Annotated in this window: 11 protein-coding genes; 9 read left to right on the plus strand and 2 right to left on the minus strand. The window is 43.5% G+C overall.

Annotation, left to right across the window (positions count from 1 at the left end; translation table 11 throughout):
- Positions 1-106: 106 nt before the first annotated feature.
- A complete protein-coding gene (locus SIO70_RS25505) occupies positions 107-2,602 on the plus strand; it encodes a glycoside hydrolase family 2 protein (RefSeq protein ID WP_320575544.1) in 2,496 nt (831 codons plus the stop codon).
- Between the two features lie 238 nt (positions 2,603-2,840).
- Here SIO70_RS25505 and SIO70_RS25510 read toward each other — a convergent pair whose 3' ends face one another.
- On the minus strand, positions 2,841-3,923 hold the full coding sequence (locus SIO70_RS25510) for a DUF695 domain-containing protein (RefSeq protein ID WP_320575546.1): 1,083 nt from the start codon (positions 3,921-3,923) through the stop codon (positions 2,841-2,843).
- Between the two features lie 169 nt (positions 3,924-4,092).
- Between SIO70_RS25510 and SIO70_RS25515 the strand changes: the two genes are divergently transcribed.
- Complete coding sequence (locus tag SIO70_RS25515) at positions 4,093-4,965, plus strand: hypothetical protein (RefSeq protein ID WP_320575547.1); 873 nt, start codon at positions 4,093-4,095, stop codon at positions 4,963-4,965.
- A gap of 303 nt (positions 4,966-5,268) precedes the next feature.
- Positions 5,269-6,771, plus strand: a complete 1,503-nt coding sequence (locus SIO70_RS25520; protein WP_320575549.1) for a CotH kinase family protein — start codon at positions 5,269-5,271, stop codon at positions 6,769-6,771.
- Between the two features lie 68 nt (positions 6,772-6,839).
- Here SIO70_RS25520 and SIO70_RS25525 read toward each other — a convergent pair whose 3' ends face one another.
- Positions 6,840-7,544: a DUF4198 domain-containing protein gene (locus SIO70_RS25525; protein WP_320575551.1), complete on the minus strand. Its 705-nt coding sequence runs from the start codon at positions 7,542-7,544 to the stop codon at positions 6,840-6,842.
- Positions 7,545-7,692: 148 nt separating this feature from the next.
- Here SIO70_RS25525 and SIO70_RS25530 point away from each other — a divergent pair, with 148 nt between their 5' ends.
- From SIO70_RS25530 to SIO70_RS25555, 6 genes are all read left to right on the plus strand, one after another.
- A complete protein-coding gene (locus SIO70_RS25530; protein ID WP_320575553.1) occupies positions 7,693-8,748 on the plus strand; it encodes a FecR family protein in 1,056 nt (351 codons plus the stop codon).
- Positions 8,749-8,942: 194 nt separating this feature from the next.
- Positions 8,943-12,290, plus strand: coding sequence for a SusC/RagA family TonB-linked outer membrane protein (locus tag SIO70_RS25535; protein ID WP_320575554.1), 3,348 nt, complete (start codon positions 8,943-8,945; stop codon positions 12,288-12,290).
- 5 nt (positions 12,291-12,295) lie between these two features.
- Positions 12,296-13,744 carry a RagB/SusD family nutrient uptake outer membrane protein gene (locus SIO70_RS25540; RefSeq protein ID WP_320575556.1) on the plus strand — a complete coding sequence of 483 codons (1,449 nt, stop codon included), beginning with the start codon at positions 12,296-12,298 and terminating at the stop codon, positions 13,742-13,744.
- A gap of 13 nt (positions 13,745-13,757) precedes the next feature.
- Positions 13,758-14,570 (plus strand): DUF4843 domain-containing protein, encoded by an 813-nt coding sequence (locus tag SIO70_RS25545; RefSeq protein ID WP_320575558.1) that lies wholly within the window; start codon positions 13,758-13,760, stop codon positions 14,568-14,570.
- A 1-nt stretch (position 14,571) separates the two neighbouring features.
- Positions 14,572-15,990, plus strand: a complete 1,419-nt coding sequence (locus tag SIO70_RS25550) for a PKD-like family lipoprotein (protein ID WP_320575559.1) — start codon at positions 14,572-14,574, stop codon at positions 15,988-15,990.
- An 18-nt stretch (positions 15,991-16,008) separates the two neighbouring features.
- On the plus strand, positions 16,009-17,118 hold the full coding sequence (locus tag SIO70_RS25555) for a TlpA disulfide reductase family protein (RefSeq protein WP_320575561.1): 1,110 nt from the start codon (positions 16,009-16,011) through the stop codon (positions 17,116-17,118).
- Positions 17,119-17,226: the final 108 nt, after the last annotated feature.

Genomic DNA, 17,226 nt, shown 5'->3' on the forward strand with positions numbered 1-17,226 from the left:
ATTGAACTATCTCTTACATACTTGAAAAAATCACCTAAACCGGTTTAGCAAATATTTTTTATTCTCAATCACATTCCATAATCTTTGCGGAAACATTTTACCACTTATGAAATCAATTGCATTGTTGCTATTATTCCATGTTACTGGTACAATACTCTATGGTCAGCAACTTACCTGGAAAATTAGTCCGCAAGCCGACACAAAGGCGCATCCAGCGGACATTGCCACAGCAGGATTCAACGACAACGACTGGGTGCCTGGCATCGTTCCCGGCACCGTATTCTATGCCTATGTGAAAGCGGGAAAAGAATCGGATCCCGATTATGCAGAAAACATTTACAAGGTGGACAAGGCAAAATATAACCGTCCTTTCTGGTACAGGACAGAGTTTGCCGCGCCCCGCCTGAAAAACAATCAGCGCTTATGGCTGAAATTCAATGGCATTAATAAGTACGCGACCATTTACCTGAATGGCAAATTGCTCGGCTCTTTACATGGGCACATGCAAAGAGGTATTTATGATGTCACAGATCTATTAAAAAGCAGGAACGCTATCGGGGTACTGATCGCCCCTCCCAAATGGGATCCTGATCACGATCATCCGTTGGCCAACTGGGAAAGCCCTACCTACATATGTAGTGGCAGCTGGGACTGGATGCCGGCTGTTCCCGGTCTGAACAGCGGTATCACTGATACGGTGGCACTCACCGTCAGCGGACCAGTTACTATTTCTGATCCATGGGTACGCACAGTAATGCCGGATACTAATTCGGCGACCCTGCACATTGCAGCTCAGCTGACAAACTCCTCCCCTGTTGCTATCAGCGGTAAACTGAAGGCTGTGATCACCCCGGGTAATATCACCATCAGTTCTACGCCTGTTACTTTAGCACCCGGCACCCATCAGGAAATTTCGTTGCCACAACAGCTGCTACAACATCCTCATCTCTGGTGGCCCAATGGTTATGGTGATCAGTTCCTCTATTCCTGCAAACTCTCTTTTGAAACAGCTACCACCGTTACACAAAACTTTGGGGTGCGAAAAGTAACCAGCGATACTACGGCTTTGAACGGCCCTATGCGTCTATACATCAATGATGTACCTATTCTTGTAAAAGGTGGTAACTGGGGCATGTCCGACTACATGCTGAAAGTAAGAGACAAAGACTACGAACCACGGATCCGTATGCACCAGGATATGCACTTCAACATGATCCGTAACTGGACAGGTGAAGTGACCGACAATGCCTTCTATGAATACTGCGACAAATACGGTATCATGGTATGGGATGACTTCTGGCTGAATAATATCGGAGGGATTGATAGCCTGCAGATGTTTTCAGACAACGTAGTTGAAAAACTCAAAAAACTCCGGAACCATCCTTCCATCGTCATTTGGTGTGGTGCGAACGAGGGTACACCCGGTAGCGATGCGCATGGCGATATCAGCAATGCCATCACTACTGCCATTAAACAATATGATGCAGATGATAAACTCTACCTGCCACGTTCTAATGCAAGTGTAGACAATCCAAACTTCTCCATTCACGGTAGCAGCAAGGTACTGTCTGGTAGCGGCATATGGGCGAATGTAGACCCTAAGGTTTATTTCACCGATCCACATAACGGTTATCTTTTTTCCAACAATAGCTGGGGGATGCGGAGTGAATTGGGCACAGCCACTTTTGTCAATGTGGAGAGCTTTAAAAAGTTTATGCCGAAAGATTGCTGGGTAGTACCCACACCGGAAGCAGTAAATAGTAAGGATAATATGTGGGCCAGGCATTTCTTCTGCACAGACTTTGGCCTTGGTGGTGGGGCAGATCCGGTGAAATATATCAACGATATCAATCGCCGGTATGGACCTTCTCAATCATTGGAAGAATTTTGCAAGAAAGCACAGTTGCTGAACCTTGAAACCATGAAGGCAATGTTCGAAGGCTGGAATGACCATATGTGGAAAGATGCCTCTGGTATGCTCATCTGGATGAGTCAGTCAGCGTACCCAACTATGATCTGGCAGACTTACGATTATTACTATGATCTGACAGGTGCATACTTTGGTGCTAAGTCTGCCTGTGAGCCAATACATGTGCAATGGAACCCGGCAAGTAAAATGGTAAAGGTCATCAATAACAAGAACTATCCTTTGCAGGAGGTAACAGTAGAAGCCAGTATTTATAATACAGATGGCAAACAAATCGCTACTAAAAAAGCGACTCTAAAAGTAGCACCAACGAATATCAGCGATGTATTCACCACTATGGAAGATACTACCGGCTTATCTTTCCTGCGGCTGAAATTATATGACCATGGAAAGTTATTGTCAGCGAATGAATATATGATAGGTGATTATACCTTACTGAATAAACTTCCTCCCGCAAGTGTTGTAATAACTAAAAAAGTTAATCACACTTATATTGTTAAGAATAACTCAACCCATACACCAGCTGTAGGTATCCGTCTCCAACTAAAAGATAGTAAAGGCAACCAGATACTGCCAGCTATTATCAGTGATTCGTATTTCTCACTGATGCAGGGTGAAGAAAAAGAGATAAAGACAGATGTAGATGGACAATTAGTCGCTACGTCTTATAACTAAAAAAGGGGAGCCTGGATCACGTAAGATCCAGGCTCGCTTTTTTAGTATTAGTATTTAAAAAACTTTAAACTTACTCCCATTCCATTTATACAGGTGATTTGATACAGTATAATTGCCGGTATCATAACTCCCTGTTGCATACTTCCTAAATATATCAATCCCCACTTGGTTATTACTCCCGGTAATAAAGATCAGGCCAGCAGCATTACTACAGTTAAACGCATATGGTGTATTCTATTTATTCTAAATTCCAGTTTTCCAATCGGAAGGCATCCAGGGATTGCCAATATTTATCCTTATACACGTCCCATTCTATCTCCATTTTATTCGCATATTTATTGCTGATGGTATCAGCAGCCCTCGCCATTGCACGAAATTCACGGCTGGCAAAGTAAATACTCCGGTTGTTCCCGGACGTTTCGCGACCTATGTCCAGGAAATCATTGTCAGGTATCAGGGCTCTCACTTCCTCTTCTATTTCTTCCATGAAAGCCAGGGTCTTATTTTCCGGCAACCCATCACGCTCATTATATTTCATAATAAATTCCAGTATCCACGGATAAGAGGAAGGATGGGCATAATGCATAGCACCTGTATTGATCACCAGCAACATGGGAACACCCTTATTGTCCTCTCCTGATAACAGGGAATAATTGTCTTTGGCTTTATCATAAATGACCCCATCGTATTTGTCTACAAACTCCTTTTCCCGCCAGTCGATGTAAGCTTTCAATTTATGAATGGGGATGAGTACCTTCTCCGCGTCATCTTTTCCGGCCACTTCCACCGAGTCAATGACAGTGACGGACTTCAGTTCTCCCAGATAATTGTCCAAAAAGGTGTATATGCCCATGAAAATCTGCTCTCTATGCTCAGGAGTATATTGATCATGCACGACCGTAATACTGATCTTATCAGGATAAGCAGGATCTTCATTGGCATAAAAAAACAGGGAATTACAGTCAAAGCAGAAACCGCCCATACCAATAGACTGGGTTTCAGTAAGGGATGCCGGCTTGGAGGCGATAAATGTCCACCCAGGGATAGCGGGTGCCGATGCTACCAGGTCTTCTACAAATGGAATGTTTTTAATCTTACCATCTGCCGTAAAAATCAATTCGGCAGTCCCTTTATTCATGCCCGCCAGGAAGAAATAACCGTCCCTGACTTTCGCCAGCCTGTTGGCCAGCGGGTTAATAAACTGTCCTTGAATATCTCCTTTTTCCTGTAGTACTTTAAAAAAGTTCCGTTCGTGCTTTTTGAACCAAATCCAGAAATCGCTATTCGGACTGGGTTGCTTTAGAAAATCTAATAGTCGCATGGGGTCACGAATCTTTAATTCAGGGGAAAGTTACTGCTTTGTCTTCAAAATAACTACAGCGACAGGGAGCCAGCGTGGAAACGGATAAAATTCTTAGCTTTGCCACGCATTAAAACATCGTGCTGAAAGGAGAACATACTGCATCGTTTTAATTATAAATGATACGAAGATGAAAATTGCATACATTACCTATGCCGGGGACATAAAATATTCCGGTGCCAATGGGTTTAATGAGAACAGCGACTTATTACCCTACTTACAAAATAAAGGCCTTGATATTGAAGCCGCAATATGGGATGACCCGACGGTGGACTGGACAAAATACGATGTAGCATTATTAAAAACACCCTGGGATTACCACCAGAAAATAGATGCATTCAACACATGGCTGGATAAGATCGAATCATTGAATATCCGTCTCCTGAATGATTATAAGATCGTTCGCTGGAACCTGGATAAACATTACCTGAAGGAGATCATTGCGGATGGTTTTGATGTGATCCCCTCTGCATTTTTAGCGCAGGGCTGGCAGGGAGATCTATACCCTTTATTCGAAGCGTTAAAAACTGATTCCATTATCATCAAACCCTGCGTGAGCGGTGGTTCTAAAAATACCATTGTAGTACACAAAGATGAAGCGGCGGACTGCTATGACAAGGTGGTAACTTTACTGACGGATGGTGATTACATTGTACAACCATTCATGAATGAAGTACAGAATGGAGAATGGTCCTATACCTTCTTCAATGGTCAGTACAGCCATACCATTCTGAAAAAGCCCAAAGCAGGCGATTTCAGGGTACAACAGATCTATGGCGGATCTATAGATACCCTCTACCCTTCCGAAGAGGAAATAGCCCATGCAGCGACCTATGTAGCGCAATATGCCAATGACTGCCTGTATGCCCGTGTAGATGGGCTGATGGTAAACGGTCATTTTGTGCTGATGGAACTTGAACTGATAGAGCCTTACCTGTATCTCTCCTATGGAGAAAATGCTGTTGAAAAATACTACCAGGCTATTTTAGCACAGATTAACTAAATAATTAGGTTTCGACTGACGAACACTCATTAGGGAATATTACACGCCCTTTCCATTTGACAGGTCAATATTATTAGTTATAGTCTTACTCTAATTGATATTGCCTGTCATTTTACCAAAGTTGTAATTTATGGTCAAATTAAAGTTAGCCCTGCATGATTAGCAACCTTTCATAAATACTTAATTTTCAAATAATTACATTACATTTGCCCCATCAGAATCCCAAATTACCATTTCCGAACTATTTATTCTATAACCTCCATCCACATGAAAAGACCACAGCTTTTACCAAGAAGGCACGTTATGCTATTTCTTATCCTGACTGCCAGTTATTCCTGTAAAAAAGAAATCATTGTCCAGACATTCTCGCAGGTCGCAGCAGCAAACAACTTCTACCGGTTCTGGTTCGACACCGCCCAAAACCGGCTCTACCTGAATGACACGATCAATATGACCATCAGTGGGAATACGATCACAGGCAGAATCCCTTATTATTCCAATCAAAGTAATTTAATTCCATCATTCGAGAACGAGGGAGCCACCGTCACTGTCAACGACAGCGTGCAAATCAGCGGCGTTACTCCACAGAACTTTAAAAAGCCACTCACTTACACAATCACCAGTACTGACGGTACTACATCAAACTACACCGTCAACCTGGTTAACTTTACAGGATTGCCTGTCATCAAAATTAAAACCGAAGCCGCTATCACCTCTAAAGATACTTATGTCAAAGGTTCGGTCACTATCGACGGTGCCGGGCAATACGCCGATCTTGGTGAAGCAAAAATGCAGATAAAAGGCCATGGCGGCACGACCTGGGGCAATCCAAAAAATCCCTACAAGATCAAATTCGACAGCAAGACTTCTATATTCGGTGAACCAAAAGCAAAAGACTGGCTCCTGATCGCTAACTATTTTGACAAGACCATGCTACGCAATGCAACTGCCTGCTACATGGGTCAATTGAGTAACCTGGACTGGACACCCCACGGACATTTTGCAGAAGTATTCCTGAATGAAGTGTACATCGGCACCTATCAGGTCATGGAAAAGATCGAAGCAGGTACCAACCGCGTTAACGTAGGTGACAGTGGTTATGTACTGGAAATAGACCAGTTGAACAGACTGGCGGCAGACGATATCTACTTCCAGACCATGGGCATGACCTGCACTATCAAAGATCCGGTTGTCACTCCAGGCGATGCGAAATATAACTACATCCATCAGTATGTATACATGGCCGAAGTAGCACTCTACAACCCTAACTTCACGGATTCTGTAGAAGGGTACAACAAATACCTGGATGTTAATAGCTTTATAGACTGGTACCTGGTGAATGAAATTACCAAGAACAATGATGCCATTTTTTATTCCAGCTGTTACATGAACCTGAAACCGGGTGGTAAATTAAAGATGGGACCTATCTGGGATTTCGACATTTCCCTTGGGAATGTATATTATAATAATAACCAGGACTACACCGGCTTCTGGATAAAGAATGCCATCTGGATCGCCCGGCTCTTTGAAGACCCCGCATTCGTGGACAAAGTCAAAGCACGGTGGCCCTATTTTAAAGCAAAAGAAAATGATATTCTGGCTTTTATTAATAAGAATGCGACTGACCTGAAATGGTCCGTGATTGAGAACAACAACAAGTATAATACACTATACAATTACACCTTTCCTAACTATGCTATCTGGGGCTCGTACGATAATGAGGTCATTTACTTGAAGACATGGCTGCATAACAGAATAACATGGCTGGATCAGGCTATTGCTGGCTTAGGCGCTTCACCAAATTAAAATGCCACAATTGAAAATGGTCTGGAAAAACTCCAGACCATTTCTTTTATCAAACTGCTATGTATGATTTATTTCTTCACATTCACATTATGGGTTACAATGTGCACGACTGATTTATAAGGTTTATCATGATGCGTACCTTCAGACTTCACATTATAAGAAGCTTCCACCAGGTACTGTCCTGCCTGTAAAGGTATAAAGTTAGCCACACCATTTTGTCCGCTCTTTAACTCCTTCACCCAGCCATCAGGAGAAATCACTTCTACCTTTGCATCTGCCAGTGGCGCTTTACCTTTATATATTGTCAATGGCACATTTCCAAAGCCTTTAGGCTCTTCGGCACCAGGTACGACAGACAGGAATGTAATGCCCCCCAGCTGAGAAGCACTCTCTTTACCAACAACTACGGTAGCAGTTGCATAGTATTCAATCTTCGTTTCTCCGTATATTGTTTCGACTGTATGACTGATAGCTAAGGTATAAGTACCTTCTGTAGCAGGGGTAAACTGACCGGCCAGACTTCGGCCGTCTGCTTTGAGGGAGATTTCCTCACGGGCGCCAGCAGGTGTGGTCACAAACAGTTTAACATCCTTCATATTACTGAACCAGTTGCTGACTGAATCCCGTTCATTAGCGGCATATTCTCCCAGGAACACCCGAACGTCCTGTGCCTTATTCTTTGTGCCTTTAAGAGCGGTTTCAATCCATACAGCATGGGCCGATGCAAAAAATGCGCACAATAGCAGTGCAATACTGAGGGTAATTTTCTTCATCTAGGTTAATATTTTGCCGCAAAAATGAGGAAACCTATATGAATGAGTTACGCCAATCGGAAATTTTATTTACGCAAAGCGTAATTTTTTTTCAAAAACGGATATGACCTTTTCAACCCTTTCTTGTCTTTAACATATACCACCATCAATGAAGGAAAACAAACAACTGATCGAATTACTTGAAAAATATCAGGCAGGTACTATATCTGACGACGAAAAAGCGATGCTGGAATCCTGGTATAATATGGAAGCAGCCAAAAAATCTGCCCCCATCAATGATGTGCAGGAAAGCCTGCAACGAATTGGGAACAGGCTTCCTTTGCCGAATAAGGTTAACATCTGGCCGCGGCTCGTTGCTGCAGCTGTTGCCTTATTGTTTGCAGTCAGGATCTTATTCTTCCATACCATAAGCCCGGCAGGAAAGCCTTTGGTCAACCATTTTGACACTATCCATCCCGGTGGTAATCATGCTGTTCTGCAACTGGCCAGCGGCCGGCAAATAACGCTGAACAGCCAGCAACAGGGCATTGTGGTCAAAGGGGAAAAGGTGCTTTATAAGGATGGAAATGAGGTCACCAACACAAATATTGGTATACAATACATGCAACTGATCACCCCCAAAGGGGGGCAATACCAGATCACCCTGCCGGATGGCACCCAGGTATGGCTTAATTCCGCCACTAAACTGACGTATCCCGACCATTTTGAAGGGGAATACAGGCAGGTGGAACTGGATGGTGAAGCCTACTTCGCTGTTGAAAAAGGCACGCAACCTTTTATTGTAAAGAGCCGGCAACAGGTAGTACAAGTATTAGGTACTGAATTTAATATTATGGCCTATGCAGATGAAACCGCTATCCAGACTGCCCTGGTTTCAGGTGCAGTCAAAGTAAACGAAACGCTGTTAAAACCGGGTTTTGAGGCCCATTTTTCACCTGAAGGCATACAGGTAGCACCATCCAATCTAAAAGTAGTGACAGCCTGGAAAAACGGCCTGTTTTACTTCAAAGATGCCAGTTTACAAACCGTCATGAACCAGCTGCAACGCTGGTACGATATAGAAGTTACTTACCAATCAGAACGGAAAGGAGATGAATTTAATGGACAAATACCGAGGGATAAACCATTGGGGAAGGTTTTGGAGATCTTAAAACTGTCAGGAATCAACTTTAAAATGAATGGCCGGCAATTAATCGTATACTAATTAATTAACTACATGAAAATCGTATTTCGTCCACCGTGATAAATAATTTATTTATCTGATTTCTCGCGTACCACAACGAAGGAAAAGCTGGTAAGTGCAGCAACACTTACCAGCAGAAAACAATGCCTTGCTATCCCGCATGTCGATGGGCTGGATAGCTACTGGCTATGCTTTTATTAAAATCAACCAAAAGTATGCATTTTAATCTTGGGGCTAAAATCTTTATTAGCCGGAAATCGCTGTGTACCAGCGTTTCAGTAATCCTGGTACTCATTTTTGTAAGTATTCATGCCCATGCACAGGTCACTATCTCAGCCAAAAACATCCCTCTCGATCAGGCATTCGATCAACTCAGCAATCAGACAGGCTATACTTTTTTTTACAATAACAAGGACATCCGCAAACTCGGAAAAGTAGATGTAGCATTCAAAAATGTAAGCCTGGAAACAGCTTTGGGACAACTGTTAAAAGGCATGCCGCTCAATTGGCATATTGTAGACAAAACGGTCGTGATCAGGGCCACTACACCATCCAGTGCACAGGATACTGTGCGGGAAATATCCGGTACGGTACGAAACCGGCTCAATGAACCACTGCCCCGTGTAAGCATCCGGGTGCAGAATGAAGTATACCAGACCAATAATGATGGGGAATTTAAAATTAAGATTGGGGATGAAGATGCCCCCATCTCCTTTAGCTTTATTGGTTACCAACCTGCCGTATACAAAGCGGGACAGGCCAGAAACGGCAAACTTAATGTTGTACTCGAGGATACCAAAATCGGTCTGAACGAAGTAGTGGTGAACGGGTACCAGGAAATACATCGAGACAACTACACAGGTACTGCTGTTGTGGTAAGCGGTGAAAAACTGAAAGAACTAAGCCCGCAAAACCTGTTGCAGGGTATGCAGATGGTAGATCCTTCCTTTAAAATACTCAATAACAATTTCAATGGTTCTAATCCGAATAGTCTGCCAGTGATCAATGTAAGAGGTTCCTCTGCCCTACCCACCGGTAGCGATGGCATACTCAGAAGGGATAATATCACCAGCTCTGTGAACCTGCCGGCTTTTATCCTGGATGGTTACGAAGTGAGTCTCGAAAAAGTATTTGATCTTGATATGAACCGCGTCGCCTCCGTTACTTTGCTGAAAGATGCGGCAGCTACTGCCATCTATGGTTCCCGCGCTGCGAACGGGGTATTGGTCATTACGACCAAAGTACCTGCCAATGGAAAATTGCAGGTTACCTATAATCATGAAACCAATATAAACGGTCCGGACCTTTCAGACTACCATGTGTTGAATGCGACACAAAAACTACAGTACGAACAACAGGCAGGCGTGTACGATGCCGGTCAGCAAAAAGTACCACAGGATAACCTGGATGCTCTGTATTACGAAAAATTAAAAAATGTAGTAGGCGGCGTAAATACCTATTGGCTCTCGCAACCACTGCGCACAGCCGTTGGCCAGAAGCATGGGGTATACCTGCAGGGTGGTGCGGAGAATTTCAGGTATGGCATCGATCTTCGCTATCAAACCAGACCCGGTGTGATGAAAGGCTCTTCGCGTGATCAGTATTCCGGCGGCATGAATTTCAGCTATAACCTTAGCAATAGAATTAAATTCCAGAATGAGCTGACCATTACACAGGTAAAGGCAACAGAATCACCCTATGGCAGTTTTTCTGATTATGTAAAAACCAACCCTTACTACCGCATTACAGATGATAACGGGAATATGCTCCGGGAACTGGAAACATGGAGTGACCGCAATGGTACAGGAGGCGCTTACCAATATGATTATGTGCTGAATCCATTGTATAACTCCACCCTTAGCAGTTTTAATAATAACAACTATAACGAGATCATTGACAACTTTGCTGCGGAGTTTACAATTGCCAGGGGACTTCGCGTACGTGGTCAGATGAGTTTTACGAACAGACAAACCAATGGCGATAATTTTCTATCTCCGCTGGCCAATGAATTTTATTTCTATGCGGCCTCTGAGACAGATCAGAAAGGTTCCTATACCAGTAGTAAAACAAAAGAAACTTATTGGGATGGAAATATTCGCCTGAACTATGTAAAACAAATCCGCGAACATAGCATCAACCTTGTAGCAGGTGCGAATATCAGGACAGAATTCTCCGACTATTCTTCTTTTACTGCCATAGGCTTTCCCAATGATCGTTTTACGAGCGTAGGTTTCGCCAAAGGGTATGCGGAAGGTGCGCACCCCAGTAGCGATATAGAAAGATCAAGATTATTTGGCGACTTCATCAGCACAAACTATTCTTATAAAGACAGGTACCTGATGGATGCCACTTTACGTACAGACGGATCTTCTAAATTTGGTACGGACAACAGACTTGCGCCTTTCTGGTCGTTGGGTGTAGGCTGGAACCTGCATAAGGAAGCCTGGTTCAGCAATCCTGCTATCAGCCAGTTAAGGCTTCGTTTTACAACCGGTCTTACGGGTTCTGTACAATTCAGTCCTTATCTGTCCCGCACCACCTATACCTATGATCAGGATAACTGGTACTCCTCCGGCATAGGTGCTACCGTCGATAATTACGGCAATAAGAACCTGGGATGGCAAAAAACCCGCAGCACAGATTTCGGGTTTGATATCGGTCTCTTCAATGACAGGATCTTCCTTTCCCCCCGTGTGTACTACAAACTTACAAAGGACCTGTTGGCCGATATCAGTACTGCTCCTTCAACAGGCTTTGGCTCCTACAAGGAAAACCTGGGAGACATGGAGAACAAAGGGATTGAACTCAGTATGCGGGCTGTGGTGGTACAAAACAGGAATTGGGGTATAAACGTCTATGCTAACCTTGTACACAATACCAACAAGATCGTCCGCATTTCCAATTCACTGGAAGCCTATAACAACAAAGTGAACCAGGAACAGGAGAATAACAGCAATTATAAAGGAGTACCATTGCTCCGTTACAAAGAGGGACAATCATATGATGCGATCTATGCCGTACGCTCACTGGGTATTGACCCGGAAAATGGGAAAGAAATATTTGTAAAACAGGATGGTACGCTTACCTACCAATGGGATGCCCGTGATGTAAGGGTAGTTGGCGATGCCACCCCATTTGCACAAGGCTCATTTGGTGGTTCATTTCATTATAAGAAATTCATGATGAGTCTCAACTTCCAGACAGAGTTCGGTGGTGATATGTACAACCAGACACTGGTAGACAGGGTAGAAAATGCCAATCCCCGTTACAATGTAGACAGTCGTGTATTTGCAGAGAAATGGAAGCAACCGGGAGATAAAACATTTTACAAAAGTATTTCAGACTGGGGACAGACACAGGTATCCTCCCGTTTTATTCAGCCAAACAACGTACTGTCTCTGCAATCCATCTATTGCTCTTATGACCTGCGTGTAATAAAAAAAATGGTACGACTGGGAATGACGGCCAATGACATTTTGCGCTGGTCATCAGTAGAGCAGGAAAGAGGGATTGACTATCCCTTTGCGCGCAGCATCACCTTTTCATTACAAGCCCAATTCTGATTATCATGCGACTACTAATAACAACATTGATACTGGCACTTACATTTACCTCCTGTAAAAAATGGCTGGATATACAACCGGAAAGTGAGATCTCTGACGAGGTTTTATATACAACAGAAGAAGGTTTTCAGGAGGCACTGGTAGGGGTGTATACAAAATGCTCACAGGAATCTCTTTATGGCAAGGAACTCACTGTAGGCACGCCGGAAGTGCTGGCCCAAAACTATACACTTACTGACAATGATGCGTATTATTACCTGAAGACCAGCAACTACATTTACACAGATGCTGACTTCATCAGCAGGAAAGACAATATCTGGCAGGGGTTGTACAATGCCATTGCAAACTGCAATCTGCTGCTGGCCAATATCGATAGTAAACAAAAGATATTTACTGGCAATAACTATGCATTGATCAAAGGGGAAGCACTCGCGCTCAGAGCCTATATTCACTTTGATCTGTTGCGCTTGTTTGCGCCTGTCACACCTTCAGCTACAGGTATTCCTTACGTCACCAAATATTCAAAAGATATCACGCCAATGTCTACAGTAGGTGGTGTACTGGACTCTGCCATTAATGACCTGAAGCGTGCAAAGGAGTTGCTGGCTATAGATCCGATCATCAGCAAGGCTTATATCGTAGGCTATCCTACTGAAAGTGATACTACCCTGAATACAGAAGAAAGCAATCCGGAACTGTTCCTGCAGGACCGCCGTCACCGGTTAAACTACTATGCGGTATGTGGTACATTGGCCAGGGTATACCTTTATAAGAATGATAAAACCAATGCACTTACGAATGCACAGGAAGTTATCAACTCTAATAAATTCCCATGGACAAACAACACTGATTTTCTGGCAGTAGATGATGATAAAAAGGATCGTATCCTTTATAAGGAACTGGTGTTTGGCTGGTACATTCCTTCAATGGCCACGGTCTACAAGAATTCCTTTTTCCTGAGCAGCACCAGTGGTATTCATCTCTCTGAAAATGCAGGTCAAATCATCTATGAAACCGGTGGCGCAGGTGCGGATGATCTTCGTTATAAAGAGTGGTTTGTGTCCAGCAGTGGTGCAACTTCCAATACACTGAACATTACCAAGTATCTCCATAATACAGACAATACAGCCACTGATGCGAACCTGCATTACATGATGGCACCGGCCATTCGCCTGAGTGAGATGTACTACATCGCTGCAGAGTGTACCTCTAATCCCGATTACCTCAATACAGTACGCACCCACAGAGGCATTGGCAGCCCTGTCACAGGCGATCTGATTACTGCGTTATTGAAAGATGGCCGCAAAGAATGGTATGCTGAAGGACAGATCTTTTACATGTACAAAAGATTGAATCACGACATTGCGAGCCAGAACGGTAGCAGTATCCCTGCATCAGACAAAATATTTGTATTACCACTTCCAAACGATGAGATTCTTTATGGCGGAAGATAAAAAAGGCGACACCATGAAAGCAATAAATATCATCCTGCTGATGTGCCTATTGGCAGCATGTAAGAAAGCAGAAGAACTACACTACGATCATGCAGCCAATATCCATTTCGATCTGAGCAGCGGGGATAAGGATAGCATTGTATATACCTTTGCCTATACACCTACCCTTTCGAAGGATACGATCTGGTTGCCCGTTCAGTTGGCAGGTATTCAGGTCAATCAGGACAGAACATACAGTGCCTATGTAGAAACAGATTCTTCTACAGCGCAGGCAGGTGTACATTATGAACCTTTGAAATCAACTTACACTCTTCGTGCAGATACAGGCCGGTCATCCATTCCTGTGATCCTCTACAATGTGTCTGATCTGGAAAGTGAATCGGTCTCTTTAATGATCAAGCTTAAAGCTACCAATGATCTCGGCATTGAGATCCCGACTGCCGATGATGGCAGTAATCTCCTGAAAGCGAAGATCGTCTTCTCCGCTATGCTCGAAAAGCCAAACTGGTGGGATATGTGGCTGGGTAGTTACTATTCCCGTACCAAACACCAGCTCTTCCTGATCGTATCTGGTGTAACCACTCTTACCACCAACGGTCTCGATGCACCCCGCAATCTCTACCTGGTCAATCTGCTCACGACTATGCTGAATGATCCATTCAAGTGGGTAGCTAATAATCCGACTAAAGGATATGTATTGGAAGCCAGTGGCGATGACTACTATTTCTATAACAATGAGAATCCTGCGAGGAAGATATTGCTGCGCTGGAATGCAGCGGCGGGTAAATATTATTTCATTGACGAAAACGGCAAGGAGGTAAATTAATATGAAAAATCATCTGACAGCAATAATATGTTTTCTACTCCTGACGGCGTGTTATAAGGACAAAGGCAATTATGATATAAATATGCCGCTTACGCCTACGGTCAGTGGGTTGGATTCTGTCTACAATGCAGTAGTGGGCGATAGTCTCATCATCACCCCAAAGGTAACCATTGGCAATAATGATTCGCTGGTGCTGGAATGGCGGATCAGTGCACCGGAAAGTGAAACTGGTTTCCTGAATTTCACAGGTCCTTCCTTGCGTATGCTCTTTGGTTTACAGGCCAATTTATATTCGGCCAGGCTTTCTATATACGACAAGAACAATGGTATCAGGTATTTCTATGCATTCCAGATCCAGGGAGTGACGGATTTCACCGCTGGTACGACAGTGCTGAGTCTGGATAATGGGGTTTCGAAACTCTCATTCATTACTCCTGGTGGAGAAGTAAAACCTAATATCTATGAAACCGTGAATGGGCATAGTCTGCCACCGGATCCATTGCAGTTGTATTATATGAAAGATCAGGTACAGGGAGATATGGCGCTGGGCTACTGGATCATATGTAAAAACGGTGGTGTCAGACTGAATGTAAGTAGTCTGCAGGATGATCCGACTTATCCGAATACATTGGCGGGCAATTTCTTTTCTGCACCGGATAGTATTGTAGTGGGATCTTTCCAGCAGGGTAACAGGGGTAGTCTGGTGGGCGTTGTGAACGATAAGTTCTATTCAGGTTATACTACAACCTGGAATCAGGCGACCTCCTTCGGGATGTTCGGTGATTATGCTGCCGGTAATTATAACCTGGCACCTTCCTTTATTTCTACCCTGATCAATGGGGCTTATTCTTATATAGGCTTTGACAGGGATAAGCAACAGTTTGTACGCATCAGCGGTACGCCTTATTATTATGGCACGCAGTATACAACTACCAGTACGACGGCTTTTGATCCTACGAATGTAGGCATGTCACTGATACATATGGAACAGATAAATAGCGGGGATTGCTATGCCTATCTTAAAGGTACTGACGGCATAGTCTACGAATTAAAGTTCACCGTAAGTTTCACGAATAGTCCTTACACCTTTACGCCGGTCCAAAAGCGTGCTTTCATCCAGCAAAGCCTGATCAATGAAGATACCAAATGGCAGGCCGCAATCAATGGGGTACTTTATATCGCATCAGGACAAAATGTATATCGATATAATCCTTTAAATCAGGAAGTACGCACACTGGAAACTGCCTTCGGTGAAAACACTGTGAGTATGATCAAGCTTTCTGACGATCAGGATACGCTCATCGCAGGAGCTGGCAACTCACTCTATTATATGGATATCAGCACAGGTAAATATGGTGTACTGACAAAAACAATTACAGGCATTCCCGGAAAGCCAGTCGATATCGCATGGCGTCCATAACTTTTAAAATCATTCACTATGCATAAATTCATATTATTCTTGTTGCTACCAGTAATAGGCGTAGCACAACAAAAGACCTTCAATATTCAGGGAACAGCGCCTGTCGCTAAAAATGGCTGTAAGGTGTATCTGAATTATCAATCCGAAGGCAAGTTATTGATAGATTCTACTGTAGTAAAAAATGGGCAGTTTGCATTTAAGGGTAGTGTGAACGAATTGTCTTATGCCCGCATGGTATTTGACCATGAAAACAAGGGCAGCTATTGGGTATTAAATATAGGAGACCGGCTCTATTTTTACCTGACGAATGAAACATATAAAGTGGCGGTAAAGGATTCTCTTAAAAAAGCAACAGTAACCGGGTCACCCACCCAAAAGGCATATGCTGCATTTCTGTCACAAATAGGTGGAGGGTTTATGAATATTATCGATTCTGCCAATCAGGAAATGAGCACAGCGGATACAGGAGCGATTCCCGCCATTCGCAAAAAATACGACAGCAAATTTGCTGCCATGCGTGAGAAAGAGAGAAAATTCATAAGTGCTCATCCTGATTCTTACTTTTCCATCGTTGCGTTGACAGATGTAGCGAACAGAGCCCCCATGAGTGAAGTAGAGACTTTATACAACGGCCTGAGTGAAAAAGTACGTACCACTACTCCCGGCAAGGAGATGAAATCCCGCATAGTAGCCACTCACACTATTAAGGTTGGCCTTGCTGCCCCTGAATTTGAGCAGCCTGATGTAAATGGGAAGCTCATCAAACTCTCCGACTACAGGGGAAAGTATGTACTGGTAGACTTCTGGGCCAGCTGGTGCCACCCATGCAGGGAGGAAAATCCAAATCTTAAAAAGGCGTATGGGGTATTTAAAGAAAAAGGCATGGAAGTGCTGGCAGTTTCACTGGATGACAAGCAAACCCGGAATGCCTGGATCAAAGCGATTGAAACGGATGGCCTGCCATGGGTGCATGTTTCAGATCTGAAAGGCTGGCAGAATGAGGTGGCAGTATTGTATGGCATTCGGGCTGTACCGCAAAACTACCTCATTGATCCTGAAGGCAAAATCATTGCCCAGAACCTGAGAGGTCCGGAACTGACCACCAAACTGGCAGAATATATACATTAGTTTATCCTCGTATTTATCCCTATTTCACAGGTGTATCATATTAATCTATGATACACCTTTTTTTATTTAGTAATTTTTTATACTTTTCTTTCGACCTTACTTCATTTA

Origin of the sequence: Chitinophaga sancti (assembly GCF_034087045.1) — a bacterium.
In the GTDB taxonomy this organism is placed as follows: Bacteria; Bacteroidota; Bacteroidia; order Chitinophagales; family Chitinophagaceae; genus Chitinophaga; species Chitinophaga sancti_B.

What these genes read in the sequence shown, in the direction of transcription:
- SIO70_RS25505 (WP_320575544.1), top strand. Translation starts at nt 107, where the DNA reads ATGAAATCAATTGCATTGTTGCTATTATTCCATGTTACTGGTACAATA.
- SIO70_RS25510 (WP_320575546.1), bottom strand. Translation starts at nt 3,923, where the DNA reads ATGCGACTATTAGATTTTCTAAAGCAACCCAGTCCGAATAGCGATTTC.
- SIO70_RS25515 (WP_320575547.1), top strand. Translation starts at nt 4,093, where the DNA reads ATGAAAATTGCATACATTACCTATGCCGGGGACATAAAATATTCCGGT.
- SIO70_RS25520 (WP_320575549.1), top strand. Translation starts at nt 5,269, where the DNA reads ATGCTATTTCTTATCCTGACTGCCAGTTATTCCTGTAAAAAAGAAATC.
- SIO70_RS25525 (WP_320575551.1), bottom strand. Translation starts at nt 7,544, where the DNA reads ATGAAGAAAATTACCCTCAGTATTGCACTGCTATTGTGCGCATTTTTT.
- SIO70_RS25530 (WP_320575553.1), top strand. Translation starts at nt 7,693, where the DNA reads ATGAAGGAAAACAAACAACTGATCGAATTACTTGAAAAATATCAGGCA.
- SIO70_RS25535 (WP_320575554.1), top strand. Translation starts at nt 8,943, where the DNA reads ATGCATTTTAATCTTGGGGCTAAAATCTTTATTAGCCGGAAATCGCTG.
- SIO70_RS25540 (WP_320575556.1), top strand. Translation starts at nt 12,296, where the DNA reads ATGCGACTACTAATAACAACATTGATACTGGCACTTACATTTACCTCC.
- SIO70_RS25545 (WP_320575558.1), top strand. Translation starts at nt 13,758, where the DNA reads ATGAAAGCAATAAATATCATCCTGCTGATGTGCCTATTGGCAGCATGT.
- SIO70_RS25550 (WP_320575559.1), top strand. Translation starts at nt 14,572, where the DNA reads ATGAAAAATCATCTGACAGCAATAATATGTTTTCTACTCCTGACGGCG.
- SIO70_RS25555 (WP_320575561.1), top strand. Translation starts at nt 16,009, where the DNA reads ATGCATAAATTCATATTATTCTTGTTGCTACCAGTAATAGGCGTAGCA.